Annotated in this window: 23 protein-coding genes; 14 read left to right on the top strand and 9 right to left on the bottom strand. The window is 60.5% G+C overall.

Features of this window, described 5'->3' with window-relative positions; all coding sequences use genetic code 11:
* Window positions 1–257 precede the first annotated feature (257 nt).
* From ACYZT4_RS23400 to bioB, 6 genes are all read right to left on the bottom strand, one after another.
* Window positions 258–554 (bottom strand): pyrroloquinoline quinone biosynthesis protein PqqE, encoded by a 297-nt coding sequence (locus ACYZT4_RS23400; RefSeq protein WP_461983191.1) that lies wholly within the window; start codon window positions 552–554, stop codon window positions 258–260.
* 121 nt (window positions 555–675) lie between these two features.
* Window positions 676–1,356 (bottom strand): dethiobiotin synthase, encoded by a 681-nt coding sequence (gene bioD / locus ACYZT4_RS23395; RefSeq protein ID WP_461983190.1) that lies wholly within the window; start codon window positions 1,354–1,356, stop codon window positions 676–678.
* Window positions 1,353–2,165: a malonyl-ACP O-methyltransferase BioC gene (gene bioC, locus ACYZT4_RS23390; protein ID WP_461983189.1), complete on the bottom strand. Its 813-nt coding sequence runs from the start codon at window positions 2,163–2,165 to the stop codon at window positions 1,353–1,355. Before bioC ends, bioD begins: the two co-directional genes overlap by 4 nt.
* Entirely contained in the window at window positions 2,158–2,889 is a 732-nt protein-coding gene (locus ACYZT4_RS23385; protein ID WP_461983188.1) for an alpha/beta fold hydrolase, read from the bottom strand. The genes bioC and ACYZT4_RS23385 overlap by 8 nt, the downstream gene beginning before the upstream one ends.
* On the bottom strand, window positions 2,882–4,060 hold the full coding sequence (gene bioF, locus ACYZT4_RS23380) for an 8-amino-7-oxononanoate synthase (protein ID WP_461983187.1): 1,179 nt from the start codon (window positions 4,058–4,060) through the stop codon (window positions 2,882–2,884). Before bioF ends, ACYZT4_RS23385 begins: the two co-directional genes overlap by 8 nt.
* 159 nt (window positions 4,061–4,219) lie before the next feature.
* The gene (bioB, locus tag ACYZT4_RS23375; RefSeq protein WP_461983186.1) at window positions 4,220–5,275 is read right to left on the bottom strand and encodes a biotin synthase BioB; all 1,056 of its coding nucleotides are present in this window, start codon (window positions 5,273–5,275) and stop codon (window positions 4,220–4,222) included.
* A 93-nt stretch (window positions 5,276–5,368) separates the two neighbouring features.
* Here bioB and ACYZT4_RS23370 point away from each other — a divergent pair, with 93 nt between their 5' ends.
* From ACYZT4_RS23370 to rarD, 5 genes are all read left to right on the top strand, one after another.
* On the top strand, window positions 5,369–6,109 hold the full coding sequence (locus tag ACYZT4_RS23370; protein ID WP_461983185.1) for a ComF family protein: 741 nt from the start codon (window positions 5,369–5,371) through the stop codon (window positions 6,107–6,109).
* Between the two features lie 194 nt (window positions 6,110–6,303).
* Window positions 6,304–7,068, top strand: coding sequence for a TOBE domain-containing protein (locus ACYZT4_RS23365; protein WP_461983184.1), 765 nt, complete (start codon window positions 6,304–6,306; stop codon window positions 7,066–7,068).
* Window positions 7,069–7,125: 57 nt separating this feature from the next.
* On the top strand, window positions 7,126–9,027 hold the full coding sequence (locus ACYZT4_RS23360) for a PhoX family protein (RefSeq protein WP_461983183.1): 1,902 nt from the start codon (window positions 7,126–7,128) through the stop codon (window positions 9,025–9,027).
* Window positions 9,028–9,236: 209 nt separating this feature from the next.
* Window positions 9,237–10,211, top strand: coding sequence for a serine/threonine protein kinase (locus tag ACYZT4_RS23355; RefSeq protein ID WP_461983182.1), 975 nt, complete (start codon window positions 9,237–9,239; stop codon window positions 10,209–10,211).
* A gap of 151 nt (window positions 10,212–10,362) precedes the next feature.
* Window positions 10,363–11,250: an EamA family transporter RarD gene (rarD, locus tag ACYZT4_RS23350; RefSeq protein ID WP_461983181.1), complete on the top strand. Its 888-nt coding sequence runs from the start codon at window positions 10,363–10,365 to the stop codon at window positions 11,248–11,250.
* Between the two features lie 216 nt (window positions 11,251–11,466).
* Here rarD and ACYZT4_RS23345 read toward each other — a convergent pair whose 3' ends face one another.
* The gene (locus ACYZT4_RS23345) at window positions 11,467–11,985 is read right to left on the bottom strand and encodes a glycine cleavage system transcriptional repressor (RefSeq protein ID WP_045059928.1); all 519 of its coding nucleotides are present in this window, start codon (window positions 11,983–11,985) and stop codon (window positions 11,467–11,469) included.
* 535 nt (window positions 11,986–12,520) lie between these two features.
* Here ACYZT4_RS23345 and ACYZT4_RS23340 point away from each other — a divergent pair.
* Complete coding sequence (locus ACYZT4_RS23340) at window positions 12,521–14,698, top strand: malate synthase G (RefSeq protein ID WP_461983180.1); 2,178 nt, start codon at window positions 12,521–12,523, stop codon at window positions 14,696–14,698.
* A gap of 58 nt (window positions 14,699–14,756) precedes the next feature.
* Here the strand turns inward: ACYZT4_RS23340 and ACYZT4_RS23335 are convergent, their stop codons facing one another.
* Entirely contained in the window at window positions 14,757–15,203 is a 447-nt protein-coding gene (locus ACYZT4_RS23335; protein ID WP_461983179.1) for a response regulator, read from the bottom strand.
* Between the two features lie 254 nt (window positions 15,204–15,457).
* On the opposite strand from ACYZT4_RS23335, the gene ACYZT4_RS23330 reads away from it, so the two are divergent.
* The 8 genes from ACYZT4_RS23330 (at window position 15,458) to ACYZT4_RS23295 (ending at window position 24,522) form a co-directional block, all read left to right on the top strand.
* A complete protein-coding gene (locus ACYZT4_RS23330; protein WP_461983178.1) occupies window positions 15,458–17,398 on the top strand; it encodes a putative nucleotidyltransferase substrate binding domain-containing protein in 1,941 nt (646 codons plus the stop codon).
* Entirely contained in the window at window positions 17,395–18,102 is a 708-nt protein-coding gene (locus ACYZT4_RS23325) for a 3'-5' exonuclease (protein WP_461983177.1), read from the top strand. The genes ACYZT4_RS23330 and ACYZT4_RS23325 overlap by 4 nt, the downstream gene beginning before the upstream one ends.
* A gap of 230 nt (window positions 18,103–18,332) precedes the next feature.
* Window positions 18,333–18,851 carry an RNA polymerase sigma factor gene (locus tag ACYZT4_RS23320; RefSeq protein WP_461983176.1) on the top strand — a complete coding sequence of 173 codons (519 nt, stop codon included), beginning with the start codon at window positions 18,333–18,335 and terminating at the stop codon, window positions 18,849–18,851.
* Window positions 18,848–19,819 (top strand): FecR domain-containing protein, encoded by a 972-nt coding sequence (locus tag ACYZT4_RS23315; protein ID WP_461983175.1) that lies wholly within the window; start codon window positions 18,848–18,850, stop codon window positions 19,817–19,819. Before ACYZT4_RS23320 ends, ACYZT4_RS23315 begins: the two co-directional genes overlap by 4 nt.
* A 208-nt stretch (window positions 19,820–20,027) precedes the next feature.
* Window positions 20,028–22,454, top strand: a complete 2,427-nt coding sequence (locus ACYZT4_RS23310; RefSeq protein ID WP_461983174.1) for a TonB-dependent siderophore receptor — start codon at window positions 20,028–20,030, stop codon at window positions 22,452–22,454.
* Window positions 22,455–22,526: 72 nt separating this feature from the next.
* Window positions 22,527–23,657 (top strand): PepSY-associated TM helix domain-containing protein, encoded by a 1,131-nt coding sequence (locus ACYZT4_RS23305; RefSeq protein WP_461983173.1) that lies wholly within the window; start codon window positions 22,527–22,529, stop codon window positions 23,655–23,657.
* Complete coding sequence (locus ACYZT4_RS23300; protein ID WP_461983172.1) at window positions 23,654–23,842, top strand: hypothetical protein; 189 nt, start codon at window positions 23,654–23,656, stop codon at window positions 23,840–23,842. Before ACYZT4_RS23305 ends, ACYZT4_RS23300 begins: the two co-directional genes overlap by 4 nt.
* 50 nt (window positions 23,843–23,892) lie before the next feature.
* Window positions 23,893–24,522 (top strand): glutathione S-transferase family protein, encoded by a 630-nt coding sequence (locus tag ACYZT4_RS23295; protein WP_461983171.1) that lies wholly within the window; start codon window positions 23,893–23,895, stop codon window positions 24,520–24,522.
* 202 nt (window positions 24,523–24,724) lie between these two features.
* On the opposite strand, the gene creD is transcribed toward ACYZT4_RS23295, so the two are convergent.
* Complete coding sequence (gene creD / locus ACYZT4_RS23290; protein ID WP_461983170.1) at window positions 24,725–26,095, bottom strand: cell envelope integrity protein CreD; 1,371 nt, start codon at window positions 26,093–26,095, stop codon at window positions 24,725–24,727.
* Window positions 26,096–26,177: the final 82 nt, after the last annotated feature.

The following is a 26,177-nucleotide window of genomic DNA, read 5'->3' as shown; positions in this document are numbered from 1 at the left end:
TAACCGGGAATGAACGACCGCGTTGATTTGTTGTGACGGTCAAACAGTTGTTTGAAACATACGTTTACGCCCAAATCTTGTCAAGCGTCGATCTTTTGCCGTTCGTCATCGCATCGTTTAAATGCCAGGCACGCGATAACGCTGCACCGTTGCGCTGGGCAACCTGCAGTAGAGGAAAGTTTAGTTGGAGGAGAAGGACTTACACACAAAAACGCCGCGAAGGGTCGCGGCGTCAGAGGTGTGAATTCAGCGGTGTATCAGGCGAATGTATCGATCAGCGTGCCGAGCATTTTATCGGAAGCCTTGGCGAGGGCGACGCCCGCCTCGACCTGAAACTTGCCTTGGGCCATTTCCACCATGTTACTGGCAAGGTCCGATTGCTGGCTGCGATCAACCGAACGCAGGCGATCGACCTGGACCTCGGACGACTGGCTGGTGACCGAACGCTCGATCGTATTGTTGGCGATCTGCCCCGAGGCCTGATCGACACGGTTCTGCCCTGTCTGAATAGTGCTCAGACCGGCATAAAAAGCGGTACTTCCTGAGATTTCCATCGGAGAACTCGTCCCTGTGAAGGATCAACAGCCGCCATTGAACCAGACCAGCGAGCAAAAGGCCCGACAAAAACACTAATGGCACAGTGCCTTGTCATAGTTAAAACCATTGCCTGAATTATCAGTCGAGCAAATCCAGTTGGAGATGCTCGGCAACCGCCTCGGCCGTGACCAGCTTGAGTCTCGGCACCCGCCCCAGGCACGGCGCGGGGATTCGCTCGGCCAGCGTTGCGAGGTTTTCCTCCAGCCGCGAGGTTTTCGCATCGATGATATTGGCCACCCAACCCGCCAGTTGCAGACCGTCTCGGGCAATCGCTTCCGCGGTCAGCAACGCATGATTGATGCAGCCCAAGCGCACGCCGACCACCAGAATCACTGGCAGATCCAGCGCAATGGCCAGATCCGACAAGTTGTCCTGATCCGCCAACGGCACGCGCCAGCCACCAGCGCCTTCGATCAGGGTGAAATCCGCCTGCCTGTCGAGGATCTGCCGCATCGGCGTCAACAGGGATTGCACGGTCAACGCGACGCCCGCCTCACGCGCCGCCAGATGCGGAGCGATTGCCGGTTCGAAAGCGACCGGATTGACCTGCGCATAGGTCAGCGGCAGCGAGCATTCGGCCAGCAACGCCAACGCATCGGCATTGCGCAGGCCCTTGGGCGTCACATCGCAACCCGACGCCACCGGTTTGCCCGCCGCCGTGCTAAGCCCCGCCAACCGTGCCGCATGCAGCAACCCGGCGGCGACGGTGGTCTTGCCGACGTCGGTGTCTGTGCCGGTGATGAAATACGCTGCGCTCATAAGGGTTTCTCCAAAACGGCATACACCACTTGATAAGTCGCCGGCAGTCCTTCGGCCTGACGAAATTGCTCATAAGCCTCGACCAGGCCAAGAATCCGCGTCCTGCCGGTCAAACCGCCCGGCCTGCCAGGGTTGAGATTGTGCGCCCCCAACGCCTTGAGTTCGTGGGTCAGGCTACGCACATCCGGGTAATGCAGCACATGCGGCCGGGTTTGCAGGTTCACGACCCGCAAACCGCTGGCCGCACACAGTTGCTGATAAACCCCGAACTCGCGGAAGCGATTGACGTGCACCATGCCATCCACCTCGCGCCAACTGTCACGCAACTCAAACAGCGTGCCCACGCACAGACTAGCAAATGCGAATTTCCCGCCAGGTTTCAGCACGCGATGGGCTTCGCTGAGTACCGAGGCAAAGTCCGCACACCACTGAACGGCCAAGCTGGAATAAATCAAATCAAAGGTTGAGTCGCGCAGGGGCAACCGCTCCGCATCCCCAGCGATGAAATGCGTGGCCCCTCCCAAGGGCCGCGCGTGATTGAGCATGCCTTCGGCGATGTCCAGCGCTACGCCGTGACTGGCCGCAAAACGCTCGCCCAGCACACGACTGAAATGCCCGGTGCCGCACCCCAGATCGAGCCAGCGACCGGGCACAAAATCCTCCGGCAAACGGCTCAACAATTGGCTGCCGACGTCACGCTGCAATTCGGCGACGCTGTCGTAGCTGGCCGCCGCGCGGGAAAAGGACGCGGCCACCTGGCGCTTGTCCGGCAAGCTGCCGGGCAGGTTGGGAAGGGATAAATCAGTCATCACCACACTCATGCAAAAAGGCCTGGATTGCCCCCGCCACACCGTGGGGATCTTCCAGAAGAAACGCGTGGCCGGCCTGTTCAATCAGACCGATTTCGACATCGGGCAGCAATGCCACCAGCTCTCCGGCAGCTTCGGCCGGGACCAACCCGTCGAGGCCGGCAAAAAGATGCAATTGTGGGCCCTGAAAATCCAGCAAGGCCTGACGGGTGCTCAATCCGCCGAGCAACTGCAGTCCACTGAGCAACGCGGCGACCGGGGTTTTCGGGGCCGCCGCCAGCAGGAGTCGGGCCAGCGAGCGAGGGTCGGCAGATCCTTGTGCGCATAGCAGGCTGAAGCGCTTCAAGGTTGCGCCGGGGTCCAGGCGAAAGCCGTTGAGGAAGGCATTGAAATCATCTTCGTGCATCGCGTTGGACCAGCCAGACCACGCCACAAAACACGGATTGCTTGCCAACGTCAGCAAACCGCAGCAGCGATCACCGCGCCGCGCCGCCAACCCGGAAGCCAGCATGCCGCCCAGCGACCAGCCACCCAGCCAGACATCCTGCGCGATGGTCGAATCCAGCTCATCGAGCCACTCTTCAAGGTCGCTGGATTCCAGCTCCGGCAACGGCTCGATCTCGACGCGCAGGTGTTCATCCAGCCCTTGCAAAGCGGCGGCCAACGGTTCCAGCGGAGAAATGCCGAGGCCCCAGCCGGGCAGCAGAATCAGACGATCACGCATGGCTCGACTCCGCTCCAAGTTGTTGAAAACAATCGGCCAGTCCCTCCAACAATAGCTGCACCTGCGACTCGCTGTGCGCGGCGGTCAGGGTTACCCGCAGCCGGGCGCTGCCGGCGGGGACGGTCGGAGGCCGGATCGCCGTGACCATCAACCCGCGTTCGCGCAACATCTGCGACAGCCTGACTGCGCGCCCGGCGTCGCCGATCATGATCGGCTGGATTGGTGTGAAACTGTCCATCAATGCCAGGCCGATCTGCTCGGCACCTTGGCGGAACTGGCGGATCAGCGTGTTCAGATGCTCGCGTCGCCAATGTTCGGTGCGCAGCAATTCCAGGCTTTTCAGCGTCGCGCAGGCCAGCGCCGGCGGTTGGCTGGTGGTGTAAATGTACGGGCGGGCAAACTGGATCAGGCTTTCGATCAACTCTTCGCTGCCGGCGACAAAAGCGCCGGCCGTGCCGAAGGCCTTGCCGAGAGTACCGACCAGCACCGGCACGTCGTCCTGACTCAAGCCGAAATGCTCGACGATCCCGCCGCCATTCGCGCCCAGCGGGCCAAAACCGTGGGCATCATCGACCATCAGCCACGCGCCTTTGGCCTTGGCTTCCCGCGCGAGCGCCGGCAGGTCGGCAATGTCGCCGTCCATGCTGAACACGCCGTCGGTGACCACCAGCGTATTGCCGGTCGCTTTCTCAAGACGATTGGACAGGCTCGCGGCGTCGTTGTGCAGGTAACGATTGAAACGCGCACCGGACAACAGGCCGGCATCGAGCAACGAGGCATGGTTGAGCCGGTCTTCCAGCACCGTATCGCCCTGCCCCACCAATGCGGTGACTGCGCCGAGGTTGGCCATGTAGCCGGTGGTGAACAGCAATGCGCGCGGGCGACCGGTTAGATCGGCGAGGGCTTCTTCTAATGCGTGATGCGGCGTGCTGTGGCCGATGACCAGATGCGAAGCACCGCCGCCGACACCCCATTTCAAAGCGCCGGCACGCCAGGCTTCGATCACTTGCGGGTGATTGGCCAGACCCAGGTAATCGTTGTTGCAGAACGCCAGCAACGGCTGGCCGTCGACCACCACTTGCGGGCCTTGCGGGCTTTCGAGCAAGGGGCGCTGGCGGTAGAGATTGTCGGCACGACGGGCAGCAAGGCGTGCGGCGAGATCGAAAGACATGCAGGCCTCAACTATCAAATGACACAGTTCCCTTGTAGGAGTGAGCCTGCTCGCGATTGCATAGTGTCAGTCGACATCGTCATTAAATGTCATACCGCTATCGCGAGCAGGCTCGCTCCTACAAGGTTTTTGCATTTCTTCAGAACGACCGAAGAAGCCTTAAACAGCAGCGTTATAAAACTGCTCGCTGCTCTTCTGCTCCACCAGCGCCTGTTCGATAGCCGCCTGATGCACCTCGTCGGCGTGCTCTTCGCGCGCTTCCGGCAGGATGCCCAGGCGCGAGAACAGTTGCATGTCCTTGTCAGCCTGCGGGTTGGCGGTGGTCAGGAGTTTGTCGCCGTAGAAAATCGAGTTCGCACCGGCGAAGAATGCCAGGGCCTGCATCTGCTCGTTCATCGCTTCGCGGCCGGCGGACAGGCGCACATGGGACTGCGGCATCAGGATGCGCGCGACGGCGAGCATGCGGATGAAGTCGAATGGGTCGATGTCTTCGGCATTTTCCAGCGGCGTGCCAGCGACTTTCACCAGCATGTTGATCGGCACTGATTCCGGATGCTCCGGCAGATTGGCCAACTGGATCAGCAGGTTGGCGCGGTCATCAAGGGACTCGCCCATGCCGAGAATGCCGCCGGAGCAGATCTTCATCCCTGAATCACGGACGTAAGCCAGGGTTTGCAGGCGTTCAGCGTAAGTGCGGGTGGTAATGATGCTGCCGTAGAACTCCGGCGAGGTGTCGAGGTTGTGGTTGTAGTAGTCGAGACCGGCCTTGGCCAGCGCTTCGGTCTGGTCCTGATCGAGACGACCGAGGGTCATGCAGGTCTCCAGGCCCAAAGCCTTCACGCCTTCGACCATCTTCAACACATACGGCATGTCTTTGGCCGACGGATGCTTCCACGCGGCGCCCATGCAGAAACGGGTCGAACCGATGGCCTTGGCGCGAGCGGCCTCTTCGAGGACCTTCTGCACTTCCATCAGCTTTTCTTTTTCAAGGCCGGTGTTGTAGTGACCGGACTGCGGACAATATTTGCAATCTTCCGGGCAGGCACCGGTTTTGATCGACAGCAACGTGGAAACCTGGACGCGGTTGGCGTCGAAATGCGCGCGGTGCACGGTCTGCGCCTGGAACAACAGGTCATTGAATGGCTGAACGAAGAGTGCTCTGACTTCGGCCAAAGACCAGTCATGACGCAGGGTTGCAGAAGTGCTGGCGCTCATGGGCGTTTCCTTTGTTTTATGCTGGGCAAGCGGTCGGCGGGACGCAATACCCACAGACGCGACACGGATGTTCGGCATATTTAAGGAAGAGCGATGCGCTGTCAACCACGATACGAAGGACCGGTTTACATCTGGTTAAAAAACAAACAGATCTGTTTGCTGTGTAACGAGCCGGCCGATGAAGCCACGCCCATCTGCCTGGGCTGCGAGACGGACCTGCCGTGGCTTGGCGACCACTGTCAGACCTGCGCGCTGCCATTGCCCGCGGCGGGCCTGACGTGCGGCCAGTGTTTGCAGCAGCCGCCTGCCTTCGAACAGGTGATCACACCCTGGACCTACAGCTTTCCGGTGGACAGCCTGATCACCCGGTTCAAGCACAGCGCGAAGTGGCCGTATGGCCGTCTGCTTGGCGAACTGCTCGCTCAATTCTTGCACCATCGGTTCGATGAATATCTGGCGCGGCCTGACGCGCTGGTCCCGATACCGTTGGCGACCAAACGTCTGCGTCAGCGGGGTTTCAACCAGGCGGCGATGCTGGCTCGATGGCTGAGCACCAGCCTGGATATTCCGTGCGAGGAAGCGCTGGTGAAGCGGATTCAGGACACCGATGCTCAACAGGATCTCAACGCAGATGCCCGCAAAAAAAACCTGCGTAATGCCTTCGCCCTGATTCCCAATGCACCGATCAAAGGTCGACATCTGGCGCTGGTCGACGACGTACTGACCACTGGCGCCACGGCTCAGGCACTGGCTCGAATGTTAAGGGAGGCTGGCGCCGCGCGGGTAGATGTCTACTGCCTGGCCCGCACTCCAAAACCCGGCGACACGGTCTGACATGAGGATACATAACCCTGCAGGAGCGAGCCTGCTCGCGATGGACGCCAACGATGGCGCGGGGTATCAGGATGAACGCAGTGCCCTTAGGTCCATCGCGAGCAGGCTCGCACCTACAGGGATTCCCGCTGACTTGACTCTCGCGCCAAGAGCCGCCAACGTCGTGCCCATCGCCACAGCCCAAAGCGTCCGCCATGTCTCTGCCTACATTACTGTCCCAGCACATCGTCCGTCGCCCGCAGCGCATTGCGTTGCTGCAGCACATCGCCGAACAGGGCTCGATCACCCGCGCCGCGAAAAGCGCGGGGCTGAGTTACAAAGCGGCGTGGGACGCCATCGATGAGCTGAACAACCTGGCGCAGAAACCGCTGGTGGAGCGCAGTGTCGGCGGCAGGGGCGGCGGTGGCGCAAAGCTGTCCAGCGAAGGCGAGCGCGTTTTGCGCCTGTATCAAAAGCTGCAAACACTGCAAGCCCAAGTACTGGAAGCCGCCGAGGATGCCAGCGACCTGGACCTGCTCGGCCGCTTGATGCTACGCACAAGCGCGCGCAATCAGCTGCACGGCAAGGTCGTGGCCATCGAAAGTCAGGGCCGCAACGACCTCATTCAGCTTGAACTGGCCGCAGGCCTGACCGTCGATGCGCAGATCACCCACGACAGCACCGTGCGCCTGGAGCTGGAACCCGGCACCGAAGTCGTGGCCCTGATCAAGGCCGGCTGGCTCGATCTGCTGGCCATCGAAGACGGCGCAACACCTGGACACAATGACCTGACCGGCATCATCGAAGAAATTCTCGACGCCGAAGACGGCCCCAGCGAAGTGCGCATCGGTCTGCCCAACGGCCAGACGCTGTGCGCGCTGGCCGAGCCGCTGCATTTGCGCACGCGCGGCCTGACCTTCGATAAAGCCGTGCGGGTGCAATTCGCCCCGTCCAACGTCCTGCTCGGTACACCGCTCTGAAACACAAGCGTCATTAACGCGCTTTAAGGTGACTGCAAAACCCGCAGGGAGCCTGATGTGAGCCTATTAGAAGACAACCAATCCACCGACCTCGAAACCATGGTCGGCCTCAGCCGCCGTGGATTCATCAGCGCGGGCGCCTTGTGCGGTGCCGCGATGTTCCTCGGTGGCAACCTGTTGAGCCGCAGCGTGCTGGCCGCCAGTGTCAGCGCCGGTTCCAGCAAACTGTTGGGTTTTGACAGCATTGCCGCCGCCACCAGCGACGCCATCACCCTGCCGGCCGGCTATAAATCCTCGGTGCTGATCAGCTGGGGCCAGCCTCTGCACAAGAACGGGCCCGCGTTCGACCCGAGCGGCAACGGCAGCGCCGAGCATCAGGAAGTGCAGTTCGGCGACAACAACGACGGCATGAGCCTGTTCGAGTTTCCCGGCGAAAAAGACCGGGCGCTGATGGTGATCAACAACGAATACACCAATTACCGTTACCTCTATGCCCACGGCGGCATGCCGCAATCGAAGGAAGACGTGCGCAAGGCGCTGGCGAGTGAAGGCGTGTCGGTGATTGAAGTACAGCGCAAGAACGGTCAATGGCAATTCGTCCAGGGTTCGCGCTACAACCGGCGCATCCACGGTAATGCACCGATCAGCCTGAGCGGCCCTGCCGTTGGCCATGACCTGCTGAAAACCAGCGCCGACCCGCACGGCAAGAACGTCCTGGGCACCTTCCAGAACTGCGCCAATGGCAAGACGCCGTGGGGCACCTACCTGACCTGCGAAGAGAACTTCACCGACTGCTTCGGCAGCAGCAACGCCGAGCAGAAATTCGACGCTGCGCAGAAACGCTATGGTGCCGTCGCCGCGAGTAAAGAAATCAACTGGCACCCGCACGACGATCGTTTCGATATGGCGAAGAACCCCAACGAACTCAACCGTCACGGCTGGGTGGTGGAAATCGACCCGTTCGACCCGAAATCGACGCCGGTCAAACGCACCGCGCTGGGCCGTTTCAAACATGAAAACGCTGCCCTGGCCGAAACCCGTGACGGTCACGCGGTGGTGTACATGGGCGACGATGAGCGCGGCGAGTTCATCTACAAATTCGTCAGTCGCGACAAGATCAACCACAAAAACCTCAAGGCCAATCACGACCTGCTGGACCACGGCACCTTGTACGTGGCGCGCTTCGACGCGGGCGACAGCAATGCCGATCACCCCAAAGGCCAGGGCGAGTGGATCGAACTGACCCACGGCAAAAACGGCATCGACGCCAGCAGCGGTTTTGCCAATCAGGCCGAAGTGCTGATTCACGCGCGCCTCGCCGCCACCGTCGTGAAAGCCACGCGCATGGACCGTCCTGAGTGGATCGTCGTCAGCCCCAAGGATGGCCAGGTCTATTGCACGCTGACCAACAACGCCAAGCGCGGTGAAGACGGTCAACCGGTGGGCGGTCCGAACCCTCGCGAGAAGAATGTGTACGGGCAGATTCTGCGCTGGCGCACCGACCGCGATGATCACGGCTCGAAAAGCTTCGCCTGGGATCTGTTTGTGGTCGCCGGCAACCCGGGTGTGCACGCCGGTACGCCGAAGGGCGGTTCGTCGAACATTACCCCGCAGAACATGTTCAACAGCCCGGATGGCCTGGGTTTCGACAAGGCCGGCCGGTTGTGGATTCTCACCGATGGCGACATCAGCAATGCCGGGGATTTTGCCGGCATGGGCAACAACCAGATGCTCTGCGCCGATCCGGTGACCGGAGAGATTCGCCGCTTCATGGTCGGGCCGATTGGCTGCGAGGTGACGGGGATCAGCTTCTCGCCAGACCAGAAGACGCTGTTTGTCGGGATTCAGCATCCGGGGGAGAACGGCGGCTCGACGTTCCCTGAGCATTTGCCGAATGGCAAGCCGCGGTCTTCGGTGATGGCCATTACGCGTGAAGACGGCGGGATCGTCGGCGCCTGATAAACCGTGATCGCGAGCAGGCTCACTCCCACATTTGATCTCCTGTGTGCCACACATTTTGTGCACACCACAGACCTCATGTGGGAGTGAGCCTGCTCGCGATGTTGTCAGCCCAAACACCCTACATCTCAACCCCAACCACTATAGACAGCCCGTCTGCGCTACCATGCTTGGCCGGACGCGGCAGCCTGCTGCGCGCAGGAGTCAGCATGGCCCACCCGTTTGCAACCCTCACCCCAGACCTCGTGCTCGATGCCGTCGAAAGCATCGGCTTTCTCAGCGACGCGCGCATTCTGGCGCTCAACAGCTACGAGAACCGCGTCTATCAGGTCGGCATCGAAGACTCCGAACCGCTGATCGCCAAGTTCTACCGCCCGCAGCGCTGGACCAACGAAGCGATTCTCGAAGAGCATCAGTTCACTTTCGAACTCGCCGAGTGCGATGTACCGGTGGTAGCGCCGATGATTCACAACGGCGCCAGCCTGCACGAGCACAACGGTTTTCGTTTCACCCTGTTTCCTCGGCGTGGCGGTCGTGCACCGGAGCCGGGCAATCTCGATCAGCTGTATCGCCTGGGCCAGTTGCTCGGGCGCTTTCACGCCATGGGCTCGACCAAACCGTTCGAACACCGGGAAGCGTTGGGCGTGAAAAACTTCGGCCATGACTCGCTGGCGACGTTGCTCGAAGGCAACTTCATCCCGAAAAGCTTGCTGCCAGCCTACGAGTCGGTGGCCCGCGACCTGCTCAAGCGCGTCGAGGATGTTTACAACGTCACGCCGCACCAGAACATCCGCATGCACGGCGATTGCCACCCGGGCAACATGATGTGCCGCGACGAGATGTTCCACATCGTCGACCTCGACGACTGCCGCATGGGCCCGGCAGTGCAGGACATCTGGATGATGCTCGCCGGTGACCGTCAGGAATGTCTGGGGCAGTTGTCGGAATTGATGGACGGCTACAACGAGTTTCACGACTTCAACCCGCGGGAACTGGCGCTGATCGAACCGCTGCGCGCACTGCGCCTGATGCACTACAGCGCCTGGCTCGCCCGCCGCTGGGACGACCCGGCGTTCCCGCACAGTTTTCCGTGGTTCGGAACGGAGCGGTATTGGGGTGATCAGGTGTTGGCATTGCGTGAACAGTTGTCCGCCCTCAACGAAGAACCCCTGAAATTGTTTTGACCCTGTAGGAGCCGGCTTGCCGGCGATGAACGTTAACGCAGTCTTCCAGATAAACCGCGTCATCGTTCATCGCCGGCAAGCCGGCTCCTACAAAAAACTCGACATGTCTATACAATCCCCTCTTTGTTAGCTGCCTAAGCAAGGATTCTGCATGCAAGCCGCCAACCCGCGCCGCGGGTACATCCTGGGCCTCACTGCCTACATCATCTGGGGACTTTTCCCGCTCTACTTCAAAGCCATCGCCAGCGTGCCCGCCGTGGAGATCATCATTCACCGCGTGCTGTGGTCAGCGCTGTTCGGCGCACTGCTGCTGATGGTGTGGAAGCACCCGGGCTGGTGGCGCGAGTTACGCGACAACCCCAAACGATTGGCGATCCTGGCCCTCAGCGGCACGTTGATCGCGGCCAACTGGCTGACGTATGTGTGGTCGGTGAACAACGGGCGCATGCTCGAAGCCAGCCTCGGTTACTACATCAACCCGCTGGTGAACGTGCTGCTGGGCATGCTGATCCTCGGCGAGCGGTTGCGGCGCATGCAGTGGGTCGCGGTTGGACTGGCGGCCGTCGGCGTGGCGCAACAGGTATGGCAAGTCGGCAGCCTGCCGTGGGTATCGCTGGTCCTGGCGCTGACGTTCGGCTTCTACGGTTTGATCCGCAAGCAGGCTCCGGTCAAGGCCCTGCCCGGCCTGGTGGTGGAAACCTGGATGCTGGTGCCGATTGCCATTGCCTGGCTGCTGTTCAATCAGACTGCCATCAGCGCCCAGCCTGAGTTCTGGACTACATCCGAAGCCTGGTGGCTGGTGGCTGCCGGTCCGGTGACATTGGTGCCGCTGGTATGTTTCAACGCCGCTGCACGGCATTTGCCCTACACGACATTGGGATTTCTCCAGTACCTGGCGCCTACGCTGGTGCTGCTGCAAGCCGTGTTGCTGTTTGGCGAGCATCTGTCGTCCAGCACCTTGGTCGCGTTCATCTTTATCTGGGCAGGTCTGGCTATTTACAGCGTCGATGCGTGGATAAGTTTGCGCCGTCGCAGCTGATCAAAAATCATACAAACCCCCGCAGGCCACGTCCCCCTTGGCCTGCAAGCATCGTTCCCAAGGTTATCCACAGCGTGATCCCCGCCGAATGTGCGCAACTTATTGAAACTGATGGTTTTTTGATCAGATCGTGAAGAAGCCCGGCCGGCGTGGGCTGGCGGGCTGTCTCTACAGGTTATCCACAGGCAGGTGCACGTATAACTTGGATAACCGCAGTCAGGCTTCACTGCGCAGGACCAATTCGACCATCAAATCGTCCGCCAGGGTTTCCAGGCGTGACTGCAGGACGTCCAGTGACAAGGTCAGCGGCACCGCGAGAATCGCTTCGGCGTGAAACAACGGCTCGCTGCTCATCGGTGCGGGACGCACTTCGGTCACCAGCCGCTCCAGATTGACCCCCTGCTCACTCAACAGGCGCGTGATGTCGCGCACGATCCCGGGACGGTCATTGCCCACCAATTCCATCGCGATGGGTTTCCAGGTGCAGGACTGCTCGATGCCGCTTTCGGCAATCAACACGCGAATGCCGTGGGCTGACAATGCCTGTAGGGCATCGACCAATTCGTCGTAGGCCTCCGCCGGCACACCCACCCGAAGAATCCCGGCGAACTGCCCGGCCATGCGCGACATGCGGCTTTCCAGCCAGTTGCCGCCGTGCTCGGCAATGCACTGGGCGATGCGCTCGACCTGCCCGGGCTTGTCCGGGGCGAAAACAGTGAGTACGAGGTGGTCCATGGCGCAGCTCTCTTTTGTTATTGAAAAAGAAGTATAGGCACCGGGCGATTCTGTGTTGAATCGTCGGACGCCATCGCTGGCAAGCCAGCTCCCACAAGCAGCGACCCAGACCCGTGGGAGCCGGCTTGCCAGCGATTCGGAGCACCGCCGATCTGAAGCAAACAACAAATCGTGTACAACTTCTTATATTTAACTGGAACAATCTCATGGTTTTTTGAGAACATCCCCATCCCCGACGTGACTGCAATGCGTCACGGGGTCGCAGAACGACGTAATTAGTCTGATTTTCACAAGCGCAATTCATCATGTAGTATGCCGCAGCGCGCACTACATAACGTTGGATCGATGTCCGCCACAGGCGCGATCGCAGCCCCGAAAGCCCAGTCAGCAAGGCCTCAACGCCGTTGATCGGTTCCATTCCAGCCGCCCGAAATGGCATGTACTGGTGGAAGGGGTTTGTGGTTTAAATAGCCGGGGCTTCATTGTTAATTTGAAGAGCTGAAAAGCGAAATAGCTGAGCAGAGTGAGGCAAGCAATGACTGAACACGTTCAAGTCGGTGGCCTGCAGGTCGCCAAAGTCCTGTTCGACTTCGTGAACAACGAAGCCATTCCCGGAACCGGCCTCACCGCCGATAAATTCTGGGCCGGTGCTGACAAGGTCATTCACGACCTGGCGCCGAAGAACAAAGCCCTACTCGCCAAACGCGATGATATCCAGGCTCGTGTCGACGGCTGGCATCAAGCCCGTGCCGGTCAACCCCACGATGCCGTGGCTTATAAAGCCTTCCTGCAAGACATCGGTTATCTGCTGCCAGAAGCGGCCGATTTCCAGGCAACGACGCAAAACGTCGATGACGAAATCGCCCGCATGGCCGGACCGCAACTCGTGGTGCCGGTGATGAACGCGCGTTTCGCGCTCAACGCCTCGAACGCCCGCTGGGGTTCGCTGTACGACGCGCTCTACGGCACCGACGCCATCAGCGAAGCTGACGGTGCGGAGAAAGGCAAAGGCTACAACAAGGTTCGCGGCGACAAGGTCATCGCCTTCGCCCGCGCCTTCCTCGACGAAGCCGCGCCATTGGCCGCCGGCTCCCACATCGATTCCACCGGCTACAAGATCGTTGACGGCAAACTGGTGGTCGCCTTGAAAGGTGGCAGCAACAGCGGCCTGCGCAACGACGCTCAGATGATCGGTTTCCACGGCGATGCCGCCGCACCGACCGCGATTCTGCTGAAAAACAACGGCCTGCATTTCGAAATCCAGGTCGACGCCAGCACCCCGGTCGGCCAGACCGATGCGGCCGGCGTCAAAGACATCCTGATGGAAGCTGCACTGACCACCATCATGGACTGCGAAGACTCTGTCGCCGCTGTCGATGCCGATGACAAAGTGGTGATCTACCGCAACTGGCTGGGCCTGATGAAGGGCGACCTGGCGGAAGAAGTGTCCAAGGGCGGCAAGACCTTTACCCGCACCATGAACGCCGACCGTACCTACACCGGCGTCGATGGCAAGGAACTGAGCCTGCACGGTCGTTCGCTGTTGTTCGTGCGCAACGTCGGTCACCTGATGACCATCGACGCGATCCTCGATAAAGACGGCAACGAAGTCCCGGAAGGCATTCTCGATGGTCTGATCACCAGCCTGGCGGCGATCCACAGCCTCAACGGCAGCAGCTCGCGCAAAAACAGCCGAACCGGTTCGGTCTACATCGTGAAGCCGAAGATGCACGGTCCGGAAGAAGCGGCATTCACCAACGAGCTGTTCGGTCGCATCGAAGACGTCCTCGGTCTGCAACGCAATACGCTGAAAGTCGGGATCATGGACGAGGAACGCCGCACCACGGTCAACCTCAAGGCGTGCATCCAGGCCGCCAGCGAGCGCGTGGTGTTCATCAACACTGGTTTCCTCGACCGCACCGGCGATGAAATCCACACCTCCATGGAAGCCGGCCCGATGGTCCGCAAGGCGGACATGAAGGCCGAGAAGTGGATCGGCGCTTACGAGAACTGGAACGTCGATATCGGTTTGAGCACCGGTCTGCAAGGTCGCGCGCAGATCGGTAAAGGCATGTGGGCAATGCCGGACTTGATGGCAGCGATGCTCGAACAGAAAATCGCTCACCCACTGGCCGGCGCCAACACGGCCTGGGTTCCATCGCCGACAGCGGCTGCATTGCACGCTCTGCACTACCACAAGGTCGACGTGTTCGCCCGTCAGGCCGAACTGGCCAAACGTGCGCGCGCCTCGGTGGATGACATCCTGACCATCCCGCTGGCCGTTAATCCCGACTGGACGCCTGAGCAGATCAAGAACGAACTGGATAATAATTCCCAAGGCATTCTCGGTTATGTCGTGCGCTGGATCGATCAGGGCGTGGGTTGCTCAAAAGTGCCGGACATCAACGATGTCGGCCTGATGGAAGACCGAGCCACGCTGAGGATTTCCAGCCAGCACATTGCCAACTGGCTGCGTCATGGCATCGTCACCGAAGAGCAAGTGCTGGAAAGCCTCAAGCGCATGGCGCCGGTGGTTGACCGCCAGAACGCCAACGACACGCTCTACCGTCCGCTGGCGCCGAACTTCGACAGCAACATCGCCTTCCAGGCGGCGGTCGAACTGGTGGTTGAAGGCACTAAGCAGCCGAACGGCTACACCGAGCCGGTGCTGCACCGTCGTCGCCGCGAGTTCAAGGCTGCCAATGGCCTGTAACTGATCGCCGGACAAAAAAAGGCCCTGATCTTCGGATCAGGGCCTTTTTTTTGGCGGATCAGGGTTCCATCCCCAACTCATGCTTGACCAGTCCCAACAACTTCTCGGTATCAATCGGCTTGAGCAGAAAATCCACCACGCTCAAATGCATGGCGGCAATCGCGTCCTTCACGTCGGCATCGCCTGAAACAATGATGATCGGCATCGCCGCCCGTACCGATTCGCGCACCTGACGGATCAGGTCCAGACCATCAACGTGGCCCATGCGCAGATCAGTGATCACCAGCCCGATCGAGGGTTTTTCGCTCAACATCTTCAGCGCCGTTTCGCCGCTGGCAGCGGTCATGCAGCGAATGCCATCCAGACCCAGGATTTCCGACAACAGTTCGCGCGCATCTTTATCGTCATCGACGATCAGCACCCGTTGCGGCGGCAGGTCGGGTTCCAGCATGACGGCACTCAGCGCCTCGCGCTCGGCGTCACTCAAAATATCGTGGTCGGACATGGCTTTCTCTAAGTGTTCAAATTCTTTCCCTAGCACAGTGGTGAGACATCGCTAAGCGGGGCATCAATGTGCACTTCGTCGGATTTATTTCCTATAGGGGAAAGGATAGGTTCTTCCGAAGATTGCGTAGGGTATTTCCGAAATTTCCTCACGGCCAGCGCCACCCTAGACTTACGTCCAATGGGCACCCTGCGCTTGGGGGCCGACCATGGCCGAGTCATCCGACAACAACAATTCGAAAAACGACTGCGGTAATGGTTATGAGTAAAGCGGACGCCTTCACCCAGGCAGGGAAAACCGCGGTGTTGCAAAACATCCAGGGCACATTGCAATTCCTTCAGCGCTTCCCGCCCTTCAATCAAATGGAACACGCGCACCTGGCGTACCTGGTTGAACAGTGCCAGCTGCGGTTCTACGCGCCCGGCGAGAGCATCATCAAGCCCGCCGATGGCCCGGTCGAGCATTTCTACATCGTCAAGCAAGGCCGCGTCGTGGGTGAACGTCCCCACACGGCCAAGGGCGGCACTGAAACCACGTTCGAAATCACCACCGGCGAGTGTTTTCCCCTTGCCGCGCTGCTGGGTGAACGCGCAACGCGCACCGAGCATCTGGCGGCTGACGACACCTTTTGCCTACAGTTGAACAAGCTGGCGTTTATCAAACTGTTCGCCCTTTCTCACACGTTTCGCGACTTTGCCCTACGCGGCGTCAGCAGTTTGCTCGATCAGGTCAATCAGCAGGTTCAGCAAAAAGCCGTGGAAACCCTCGGCACCCAATATTCCCTCAACACCCGGCTCGGCGAATTGGCCATGCGCCATCCGGTGACGTGCAGCCCGAGCACGCCGTTGCGCGAAGCCGTGACCCTGATGCACGACCAACAGGTCGGCAGCATCGTGGTGGTCGATGAACATAAAGTGCCGCTGGGGATTTTCACCCTTCGCGATCTGCGCCAGGTGGTGGCTGGCGGCACCAATGACTTCAACGAAGCCATCGAACGGCACATGACCCAGGCACCGTTTTTCCTGTCGCCGGACCACAGTGCCTTCGATGCGGCGATTGCGATGACCGAGCGGCATATCGCCCATGTGTGCCTGGTCAAGGATCAGCGCCTGTGTGGCGTGGTTTCGGAGCGTGATCTGTTTTCACTGCAACGGGTCGATCTGGTGCATCTGGCGCGCACCATCCGCAGCGCGCAGCGCGTGGAAAACCTGGTGGCGCTGCGCGGCGAAATCGGCCAGTTGGTGGAACGCATGTTGGCTCATGGCGCTTCTTCGACGCAGATCACTCACATCATTACTTTACTCAACGACCACACCGTGTGCCGGGTCATCGAACTGACCCTCGCGGAAAAAGGCGACCCTGGCGTGCCGTTCAGTTGGTTGTGTTTTGGCAGCGAAGGACGTCGCGAGCAGACGCTGCACACCGATCAGGACAACGGCATTCTGTTCGAGGCGCGTGACGCAGCGCACGCGGCAGAGATTCGCGGCAAGCTGCTGCCCATCGCCCAGCAGATCAACCAGAGCCTGGCGCTGTGCGGCTTCACCCTGTGCAAGGGCAACATCATGGCCGGTAACCCCGAGCTCTGCCTGTCCCGGGGGGAATGGGCACGACGCTTTTCGGCGTTTATTCGCGAAGCGACGCCGGAGAACCTGCTGGGTTCGAGCATCTACTTCGATCTGCGGGTGGTCTGGGGCGACGAGCACGGTTGCGAACAACTGCGTCGCGGCATTCTCGACCAAGTCGCCGACAACCGCCTGTTCCAGCGGATGATGGCCGACAACGCCTTGCGCAACCGTCCGCCGGTAGGACGTTTCCGCGAGTTTGTGCTGGCGCGCAAAAATGGCGAAAAGGCCACGCTGGACCTGAAAGTCCAGGGCCTGACCCCCTTTGTCGACGGCGCCCGCTTACTGGCGCTGGCCCACGGCATCGAGACCAACAATACGCTGGAGCGCTTTCGCCAACTGGTCGAAAAAGAAGTCATCGAACGCCTGGACGGTGCGGCGTACGAAGAGGCTTATCACTTCATCCAGCAAACCCGCATGCAGCAACATCAGCTACAGACCCGGGAGAACTTGCCCTACTCCAACCGCGTCGATCCCGACAGCCTCAATCATCTCGACCGACGGATCCTGCGTGAATCCCTGCGCCAGGCGCAACGCCTGCAAAGCAGCCTGACCCTGCGGTATCAGCTATGAGCCTGTTTTCGTGGCTGCGCCCGGCCGGTCCAATGGTGTCCGGCGAATTGCAGCAACGCCTGCAAAAATTGCCAACCGTTGGCGAGCTGAGTGAATGCAGTCTGCGCGAGCAGCGCTGGGTGGTGCTGGACCTGGAAACCACCGGGTTGAATCTGAATAGGGATCGGGTGCTGTCTATCGGCGCGGTAGTGATCGAAGACGGGGCGATCGACTTCAGCCAGCAATTCGAACGCACCCTGCAATGCGCCGACATGAAAGTGGCGCCCAGCGTGTTGATCCACGGCCTGGGCCCGAGCGCGATTGCCGCCGGCAGTGATCCGGCACAAGCGTTGGTCGAGCTCATGGAGTTTGTCGGCGACAGCCCGGTGCTGGCGTTTCACGCGCCGTTCGATCAGCACATGCTCGGGCGCGCGTTGAAAGATCATCTGGGCTACAAGTTGCAGCATGCATTTCTGGACGTGGCCGACATTGCGCCGCTGCTGTGCCCGCAGGCGCAGATTCGCGAAGCGGGGCTGGATGCGTGGATCGAGTGGTTCAAGCTCGACGTGTTTGAACGCCACAACGCCAGTGCCGATGCGCTGGCGACGGCGGAACTGGCGCTGATCCTGTTCAGCCGCGCTCGCCAGCAGCAGATTCACAGCCCGTTGAATCTGCAGCAGCGGTTGAGTCAGTGGAAACGCCGGCAGCGCGCCCCGTCGTTTTGAGCGCCACACCGCGTCCCCCTGTAGGAGTGAGCCTGCTCGCGATGGAGCCCCAACGATAACGCACGCTTTCTGGATGAACGTGTTGTCTGGGCATTTTTCGCGACAGGCTCGCTCCTACAGGTCCTGCGTCAACTTCCCACCCGACCAGCGGCCAATTGCTTACCACCCCCGCCTCTGCCACAATCGCGAACAATTCTCGTTAGTTAACACTTCCCAATCGGTGATGCTGCGTGTCGTCAGTCCAAAGCCCCCACAGTGAGCTCGTCGGTGCGCTATATCGCGACCACCGCAGCTGGCTATTGGCCTGGCTTCGACGCAATGTCGCCTGCCCGCAACGGGCCGAAGACCTGAGTCAGGACACCTTTGTGCGTTTGCTGGGCCGTGATCAGCTGAATGAACCTCGCGAACCGCGGGCATTTCTGGTGGCGATTGCCAAGGGCCTGCTGTTTGATTACTTCCGTCGCGCCGCGCTGGAACAGGCCTACCTCACCGAACTGATGCTGATCCCCGAAGGCGAACAACCGTCGGTGGAAGAACAGCAGATGATCCTTGAAGACCTGAAAAACATCGATCGCCTGCTCGGCAAGCTATCGAGCAAGGCGCGGGCGGCGTTTCTCTTTAACCGTCTCGACGGCCTTGGCCACGCGGAAATCGCCCAGCGGCTTGGCGTGTCGGTGCCGCGCGTTCGCCAATACCTGGCTCAGGGCATTCGTCAGTGCTACATCGCCCTGTACGGCGAGCCGGTATGAACCCGGTCAGTTCCAAGCCGGTTTCGGCGCGGGTGCTGGACGCGGCGATTGCCTGGCAATTGTCGCTGGATTCCGGCAACCCGGTGGAGCGCGAAGAGTTTGCCAAATGGCACGCCGCCCATGAGGAACACGCCCGCGCCTGGCGCCAGCTGGGCATGCTCGATCAGCGTTTCAGCGTCGCCAGCGGCCCGGCCCGTACCGCGTTGCTGCAATCGCGCGAAAGCATCCGCCGACGGGTGCGCAATCTGGGCAGCGGCATGGCAAGCGTCGTCGCGGTGATCGGCCTGGCGCTGTTCGCCGGCGAGCGTTACTTGCCGGTCGATTACTGGCTGGCCGATCAGCGTACCGCCACCGGCGAGCAACGGGTCCTGCGCCTGAGCGACGGCACCGTGATCAACCTCAACACCCACAGTGCGGTGGATGTGCGTTTTGACGAGAAGCAACGTCGGGTGATTCTCCAGGACGGCGAAATCCTCGTCGAAACCGGCCACGGTGATGCCCGGCCGTTTATCGTCGAAACCCGTGAAGGCAGCCTGCGTGCACTGGGCACGCGCTTCCTGGTCAAGCGCGAAGTGGAAGGCACGCGCCTGAGTGTCTTGAAATCCGCCGTGGCGGCCCATCCCGAGTCGAGCCCTGAAGAGCAGATTCTGCGCGAAGGCCAGCAAGTGCTGATGCGCAGCAACGGTTTGGGGCAGATCGTTGCCGCCAACCTCGGCGCCGATGCCTGGACTCGCGGCATGCTGGTGGTCGACAACGCGCGGCTGGGAGACCTGGTCCACGAGCTTGGGCGTTATCGCCGTGGGCATCTCGGTGTTGCGCCGGAGATCGCCGATCTGCGGATTACCGGCAGCTTTCCTCTGCACGACACTGATCTGGCGTTGAGCGCCCTGTTGCCGACCCTGCCGGTGAAGATTGAGCAGCAGACAGCGTGGTGGGTGACGGTGGCGAAGGCCGATCCAATGCCCTGATGTTCGTGGCTACAGGTCAATCGCTATCGCGAGCAGGCTCACTCCCACAAGGGATCGCGATCAAATGTGGGAGCGAGCCTGCTCGCGAAGAGGCCAGCAGCTTCACCGCGAATACTGAATACAAATTATTTTCATCCAGCCCTATCACTTTTGGATTTTCATTCGGCACCTAGGCAATTGAGAAGTATTCCCTTTCAGGAGCCGCTGTATGTCCCGTTCGCTAGACACCTTGTTGCGCCCCAGTTTGCTGGCGGTCGCCATTGCCCTTTGCTCCCCGTTAGCCAGCAGCCAACTGATCGCCGCTGAACAGGCGTCCAGCGTCCGCGCCTACAACCTGCCGGCCGCGCCATTGGCCAGCACCCTGAATCAGATCGCCAGCCAGTCCGGCCTGGCACTGTCGTTGAATCCAGCCTTGGAGGCCGGCAAAACGTCGGCCCCGGTGAACGGCCAGTACGATGCGGTCGGCGCTTTGCGCGCAGCCTTGAGCGGCACCGGTCTGCAACTGGAACAGAGCAGCACTGGCACCTTCAGCCTCGTCGCCGCACCTGAAGGGGTGATGGCGCTGCCGGAAACCGCGATCATTGGCGTTGAAAGCACTGAAAGTGCCTGGGGGCCGGTAGAAGGTTATCTGGCCAAACGCACCGCCGCCGGCACCAAGACCGACACCGCGCTGGTCGAAGCGCCGCGCTCGATTTCGGTCGCGACTCGCCAGCAGATGGAAGATCGCGGTGTACAGAATCTCGATGACGCGGTGCGTTACATGCCGGGCATCACCGCCAGCAGCTACGGCAGCGACACCCGAGCCGACTGGATTAGGGTACGCGGTTTCGAACCGACCCAGTTCCTCGACGGGTTACCGCTACCCAAAGGGTCTTACGCCAACCCGAAACAGGAAACCTGGAACCTTGATCGTCTCGCGCTGCTGCGTGGCCCCGCCTCGTCGGTGTACGGCCAAACCCCGCCGGGCGGTCTGCTCGACATGGTCAGCCGCCGTCCGAGTGCGGAGTCGAGCAATGAAATCCAGGTGCAATACGGCAGCGATAATCACCGCCAGATCAACTTCGCCAGCACCGGCAATATCGATGACGAAGGCCAGTTCCTCTACGGCGTAAGCGGCGTGATACGCGACAGCGGCACGCAGATCGACCACGTCGACAACAAGCGCTACAACATTGCGCCGAGCCTGACCTGGAACATCGACGACGACACCAGGTTCACCTTGCTGACGCAATTCACCCGTGACGATACCGGGATCACCAGCCAGTTCCTGCCGGTACAGGGCACCCGCATTCATTCGCCGCTCGGCGAGATTTCCCACCACAAGAATCTGGGTGACCCCGATTGGGAATACTACGACCGCACCTACTACGCGTTGGGTTACGCCTTTGAACATCGCCTGAACGATGTCTGGCAATTCAAGCAAAACCTGCGTTACACCAAGTCGGACTTGTCGTTCCAGGCCCTTACCCCCGGTGCCTATCCGTTCACCCAAGTCGATGCCAACGGTAACGTCGGCCGGACCAGTACCACGACCGACGAGGACATCAGCCAGTTCGCCGTGGATAACAACTTCCAGGCTGACTTCGCCACCGGCGACATCCGCCACACGCTGTTGGTTGGCCTCGATCACCAACGCAGCAATACCAACTACACCTCGATCTTCGGTGATGGCCTGACCACCAATGTCATTAAACCGATTTATGGCCAACCGATCGTACGTCCGCCTCGCTCCTCTGCGTTTTATGACTACGACCAGAAAACCTATCAGACCGGTGTGTATGTTCAGGACCAGATGGCCCTCGACCCATGGCGCCTGACCCTGGGCGGCCGTGAGGACTGGGTACACACGGGCACCGAGTTCTTCAACAAAAGTGACGCCACCAACACCGAGCGCAGCAAGAACTTCAGTGGTAACGCGGCGATTAGCTACGTGTTTGACAACGGTATCGTGCCTTACCTGTCTTACGCCGAATCCTTCCAGCCCACCACGGGTGCAATTGCCTCGAGTACCGAAACGTTCAAACCCACCGAAGGCAAACAGTGGGAACTGGGGATCAAGTACCAGCCGCCGGGTAGCAACACGCTGCTGAGCGCAGCGGTGTATGACTTGACCCAGCAAAACGTTTCGGCCACCACCACCGTTGGCGCTGTACCGATCACCAACCAGACCGGCGAAGTGAAGGTCAAAGGCCTGGAGCTGGAAGCCGTCTCCGACGTCACCGACAACCTGAAAATAATCGCCGCCTACACCCTGGCCAAATCCGAAGTGCAGAAAGGCGACTTCAAAGGCAACCGCTTGCAACTGATGCCCAATCAACAGGCTTCTCTGTGGGCTGACTACACCTGGCACAAAGGTGTGCTGGACGGCTTCGGCATGGGTGCCGGCGCGCGCTACACCGGCAATACCTACGGCGACCAGGGCAACACCTGGCTGGGCAAGGCTAACGCCTACACCGTGTTCGACGCCGCTGTTCATTACGACCTGGGGCGCCTGGACAACAGCCTGAAAGGTGCCTCGCTGGCCGTGAACGCGACCAACTTGATGAACAAGGATTACATCTCCACCTGTGACGGTTTTTACTGCTACTACGGCGACCTGCGCAGTGTCGTCGCCAGCGCAACCTACAAGTGGTAATCGCTTGATTTGATACACGCTGAAACCAGGCCGTCCTCCATGGACGGCTTTGGTATTTCTGAAGGCTATGAAATGAAAAGCAAAACAATCCGCCGCTGGTCCCTCGTCCACACCTGGACCAGCCTGATCTGCGCGGTGTTTCTGTTGTTGCTGGCCCTGACCGGCCTGCCGTTGATCTTCCATCACGAGATCGATCACCTGCTGGGTGATGCCGCCGAGTTGCCGTCAATGCCGGCCGATACTCCGCAGCTGAATTTGCAGCAATTGGCGCAGGCCGCGGAAAAACATCGTCCCGGCGAAGTCATGCAATATTTCGGTTTCGAAGACGACGAACCCAACGGCGCCGTCGCGATCATGGCCGCCACTGCCGGCACCGAACCGAATTCTTCGCACACCTTCATGCTCGACGCCCGCACGGGCGAAGCGCTGGAAATGCCGTCGGCGAATGGCGGTTTGATGATGGTCATGCTGCGCCTGCACGTGGACATGTTTGCCGGCCTGCCGGGCAAACTGCTGCTGGCGTTCATGGGCATCATGTTCGTCGCCGCGATGGTGTCCGGGACCGTGCTGTACTTGCCGTTCATGCGCCGGTTGAAATTCGCCACCGTGCGCCAGGACAAATCCACCCGCCTGCGCTGGCTCGACCTGCACAACCTGATCGGCGTGGTGACCCTGAGCTGGGCGCTGGTGGTGGGGGTCACCGGCGTGATCAGCGCCTGCGCCGACCTGCTGATCGCCGCGTGGCGCAACGACAGTCTGAGCGCGATGGTCGCGCCGTACCGCGACGCTCCACCGCTGACGCAACTGGCGCCAGCGACCCGTTTGCTCGACATCGCCAAGGGCGCTGCGCCCGGCATGCAGCCGGATTTCATTGCCTTCCCCGGCACGCGGTTTTCCAGCGAGCATCATTACGCGGTGTTCATGAAAGGCAGCACGCACCTGACTTCACATCTGCTGACGCCGGTGCTGATCGACGCCAGCACATTGCAGGTCACCGCTGTGGCTGAGCGGCCGTGGTACATGGACGCCATGGGCATGTCGCAGCCGCTTCACTTCGGCGATTATGGCGGCATGCCGATGAAGGTCCTGTGGGCGACGCTGGATGTGCTGACCATCATCGTGCTCGGCAGCGGCGTCTACTTGTGGGTGGTGCGGCGCGAAGCCACAAAACCCGCGCTGGAAAAAACGGAGAGCGTGGCATGAAACCCCGGCAGTCGAACTTCTGGAAAGTCTTCGCCGCGCCGCTGGTCATCGCGCTGCTGGGCGGGACGGGGTTGTTTGCCGCGTTGCTGGGCGATGGTGCGTGGGATGCGCTGAGCTGGCTCGGCCTCGGCATCCCAGCAATCCTCGCCCTGCGCGGCCTCCTGCAACGCCGCAAAACCCTGTAGGAGCATCAACGCGCTATGCTGCCGCCACAGTCCACCGCCGAGATGTTGCCATGTCCGCCCCGAGCATGACCCTCTACCACAACCCGTTGTCGCCTTTCGTTCGCAAAGTCATGGTGCTGCTCTACGAGACCGGCCAGCAAGACCGCGTCGCGCTGCAAACCAGCGTGCTCACGCCCGTCAATCCGGACTTGGCTCTTATCGACGACAACCCTCTGAGCAAAATCCCGGCCCTGCGCCTGGCCGATGGCAACGTCATCCACGACAGCCGGGTGATCCTCGATTACCTCGATCACCAGCACGTCGGCAACCCACTGATCCCCCGCGACGGTCCGGCCCGCTGGCGCCGCCTGACCCTGGCCTCGATGGCCGATGGAATCATGGACGCGGCGGTGCTGGTGCGTTACGAAGTCGCCCTGCGCGCCCCGGAAAAACACTGGGACGAATGGCTCGACGGCCAGCGCGACAAGATTCGCCGCGCGTTGGCGTTGATGGAAAAAGACGCGATTGCCGAACTGACCAGCCATTTCGATGTGGCGGCAATTAGCGTGTCGTGTGCGTTGGGCTACCTGGATTTGCGCCATCCAGACCTGGAATGGCGCGAGCTGAATCCGCAGTTGGCGGGGTGGTATTTCGAGGTGAGTCAGCGGGCTTCGATGCTGGCGACGATGCCTGAGGTCTAGATTTTCGCTGCCTGTTCCGGCCTCTTCGTTGGATCGCCGCCCGGAGCCGGCTCGCTCCCACATTTTGATCCGCTGTGGGAGTGAGCGCTCCGGTCGGCGTTCCGATGCATGCACCCCACCGGGTCAAACGCAAACCACTCAACAATCAGCGTCGCCAACACCTCCCCCTCCCGCTGATCCTCGCGCAACCCCAGCGACCGGCTCATTCCACCGTCCCAAGATCAAACTCCAACGGTTTGGCTACCTTCTGCCCAACCCCATACCAATCCAGCTTGCGCGTCAGCACCATAAACACGCCCAGCAACCCGAACAGCAGCAACGAGCCCATCAACAGCGCGTAGTCCTCGGCACTCAACAAGCCATAAAGCAGGCCATACAACGCCGCCAATCCCGCCGAAAAACTCAAGCCGTGCCGCACGCTGCGAAGCACGTGGCAGACGTAAAAGCCGATCAGCAGCACGCAACCGCTCGCCGATAACAAGTAGGCCAACGCAAAACCAATGTGCTCGGACAGCGACAGCAACAACAAGTAGAAAAACGCCAGGGCCACGCCCACCAGTGCGTATTGCACCGGGTGCACCGCGAGGCTTTTCAGGACTTCGAAGAGGAAGAAACCGGCGAAGGTCAGGACGATGAACAGCAACGCGTATTTGATCGCCCGGTCGGTTTTCAAATACTGATCCACGGGATCGATGAAGCTCACGCCGAAGCTGCGGCTGTTGAAGGCGTCACAGTCTTGAGCGGATACGCAAATGCTCAAGGCTTCTTGCAGATTGGTCGAGAAAAACGAGGTCTGCCAATTGGCGGTGAAGCCCAGGTCGGTAACTTCACGTTGCGCCGGCAGGAAGTTGCCGATGAAGCTTGGATGCGGCCAGTCTGCACCCAGCGAGACTTTGCTGGTCTTGCCTACAGGGAGGATCTGCAACTGGCCGGTGCCCTGCAGTCGCAGGTTGAAACCGAAGGCCAGTTCCGTCGCCTGGTTGGGGTTGAGCGCTGGCAAGGTCACATGCACGCCCTCGCCCAGCCAACCCACCTGGCTGCCGGGAACGAAGTCCAGACGCAGATCATTGAGCTCCAGTTTCAACGCATTTTCGATGCCGCGAATGTCGCTGATGCCGACCGCGAGGAACGGCTGGTCGAATTGGTAATCGGCGAAATTTTCCTTGATGCCCAACTGCGCCGGGATCGAAAAGTGACCGCTGATGCGGTTGTCGGCGTGGAACAGCCGCGCCTCGTAAATGCCCCGGGCGCGCAGTTCGGTCTTGGCCTCGCCATCGAGTTCGAAGCGCTCCGGCAGAAAATACAAACGACCGCGTTCCTCTCCGACTTCCTGATAGCGCTGGTTGGTTTTCTCGTTGAGTTTCCAGGTGCGCACCACTTTGCGGTACGGAACCACCATCAGCGGCCCGCTGATGCGCTGGCTGTAACTGGAACTGCGGGCGATGTCTTCAAGCACGCCGTCGCGCAGTTGTTGGCGGTCCTGGATGACGCCGTTGATCATCAGCAACGGGATCAGCAACAACAGAATCAGCAGGGCAATGGCCCCGAGTTTTAGGGTCAGATTTCGATTCATGGGACTCTCCCTGTTTGGATCGGGAGAGTGTGGGGACGTTATGTGGGGGATTTGTGGGGGGAATGTGGAGACTGTGTGCGAT

This window comes from Pseudomonas sp. GB2N2 (assembly GCF_054897705.1).
Note: the sequence above shows the minus strand (reverse complement) of the source record. Positions and strands in the feature narration are given on the sequence as shown.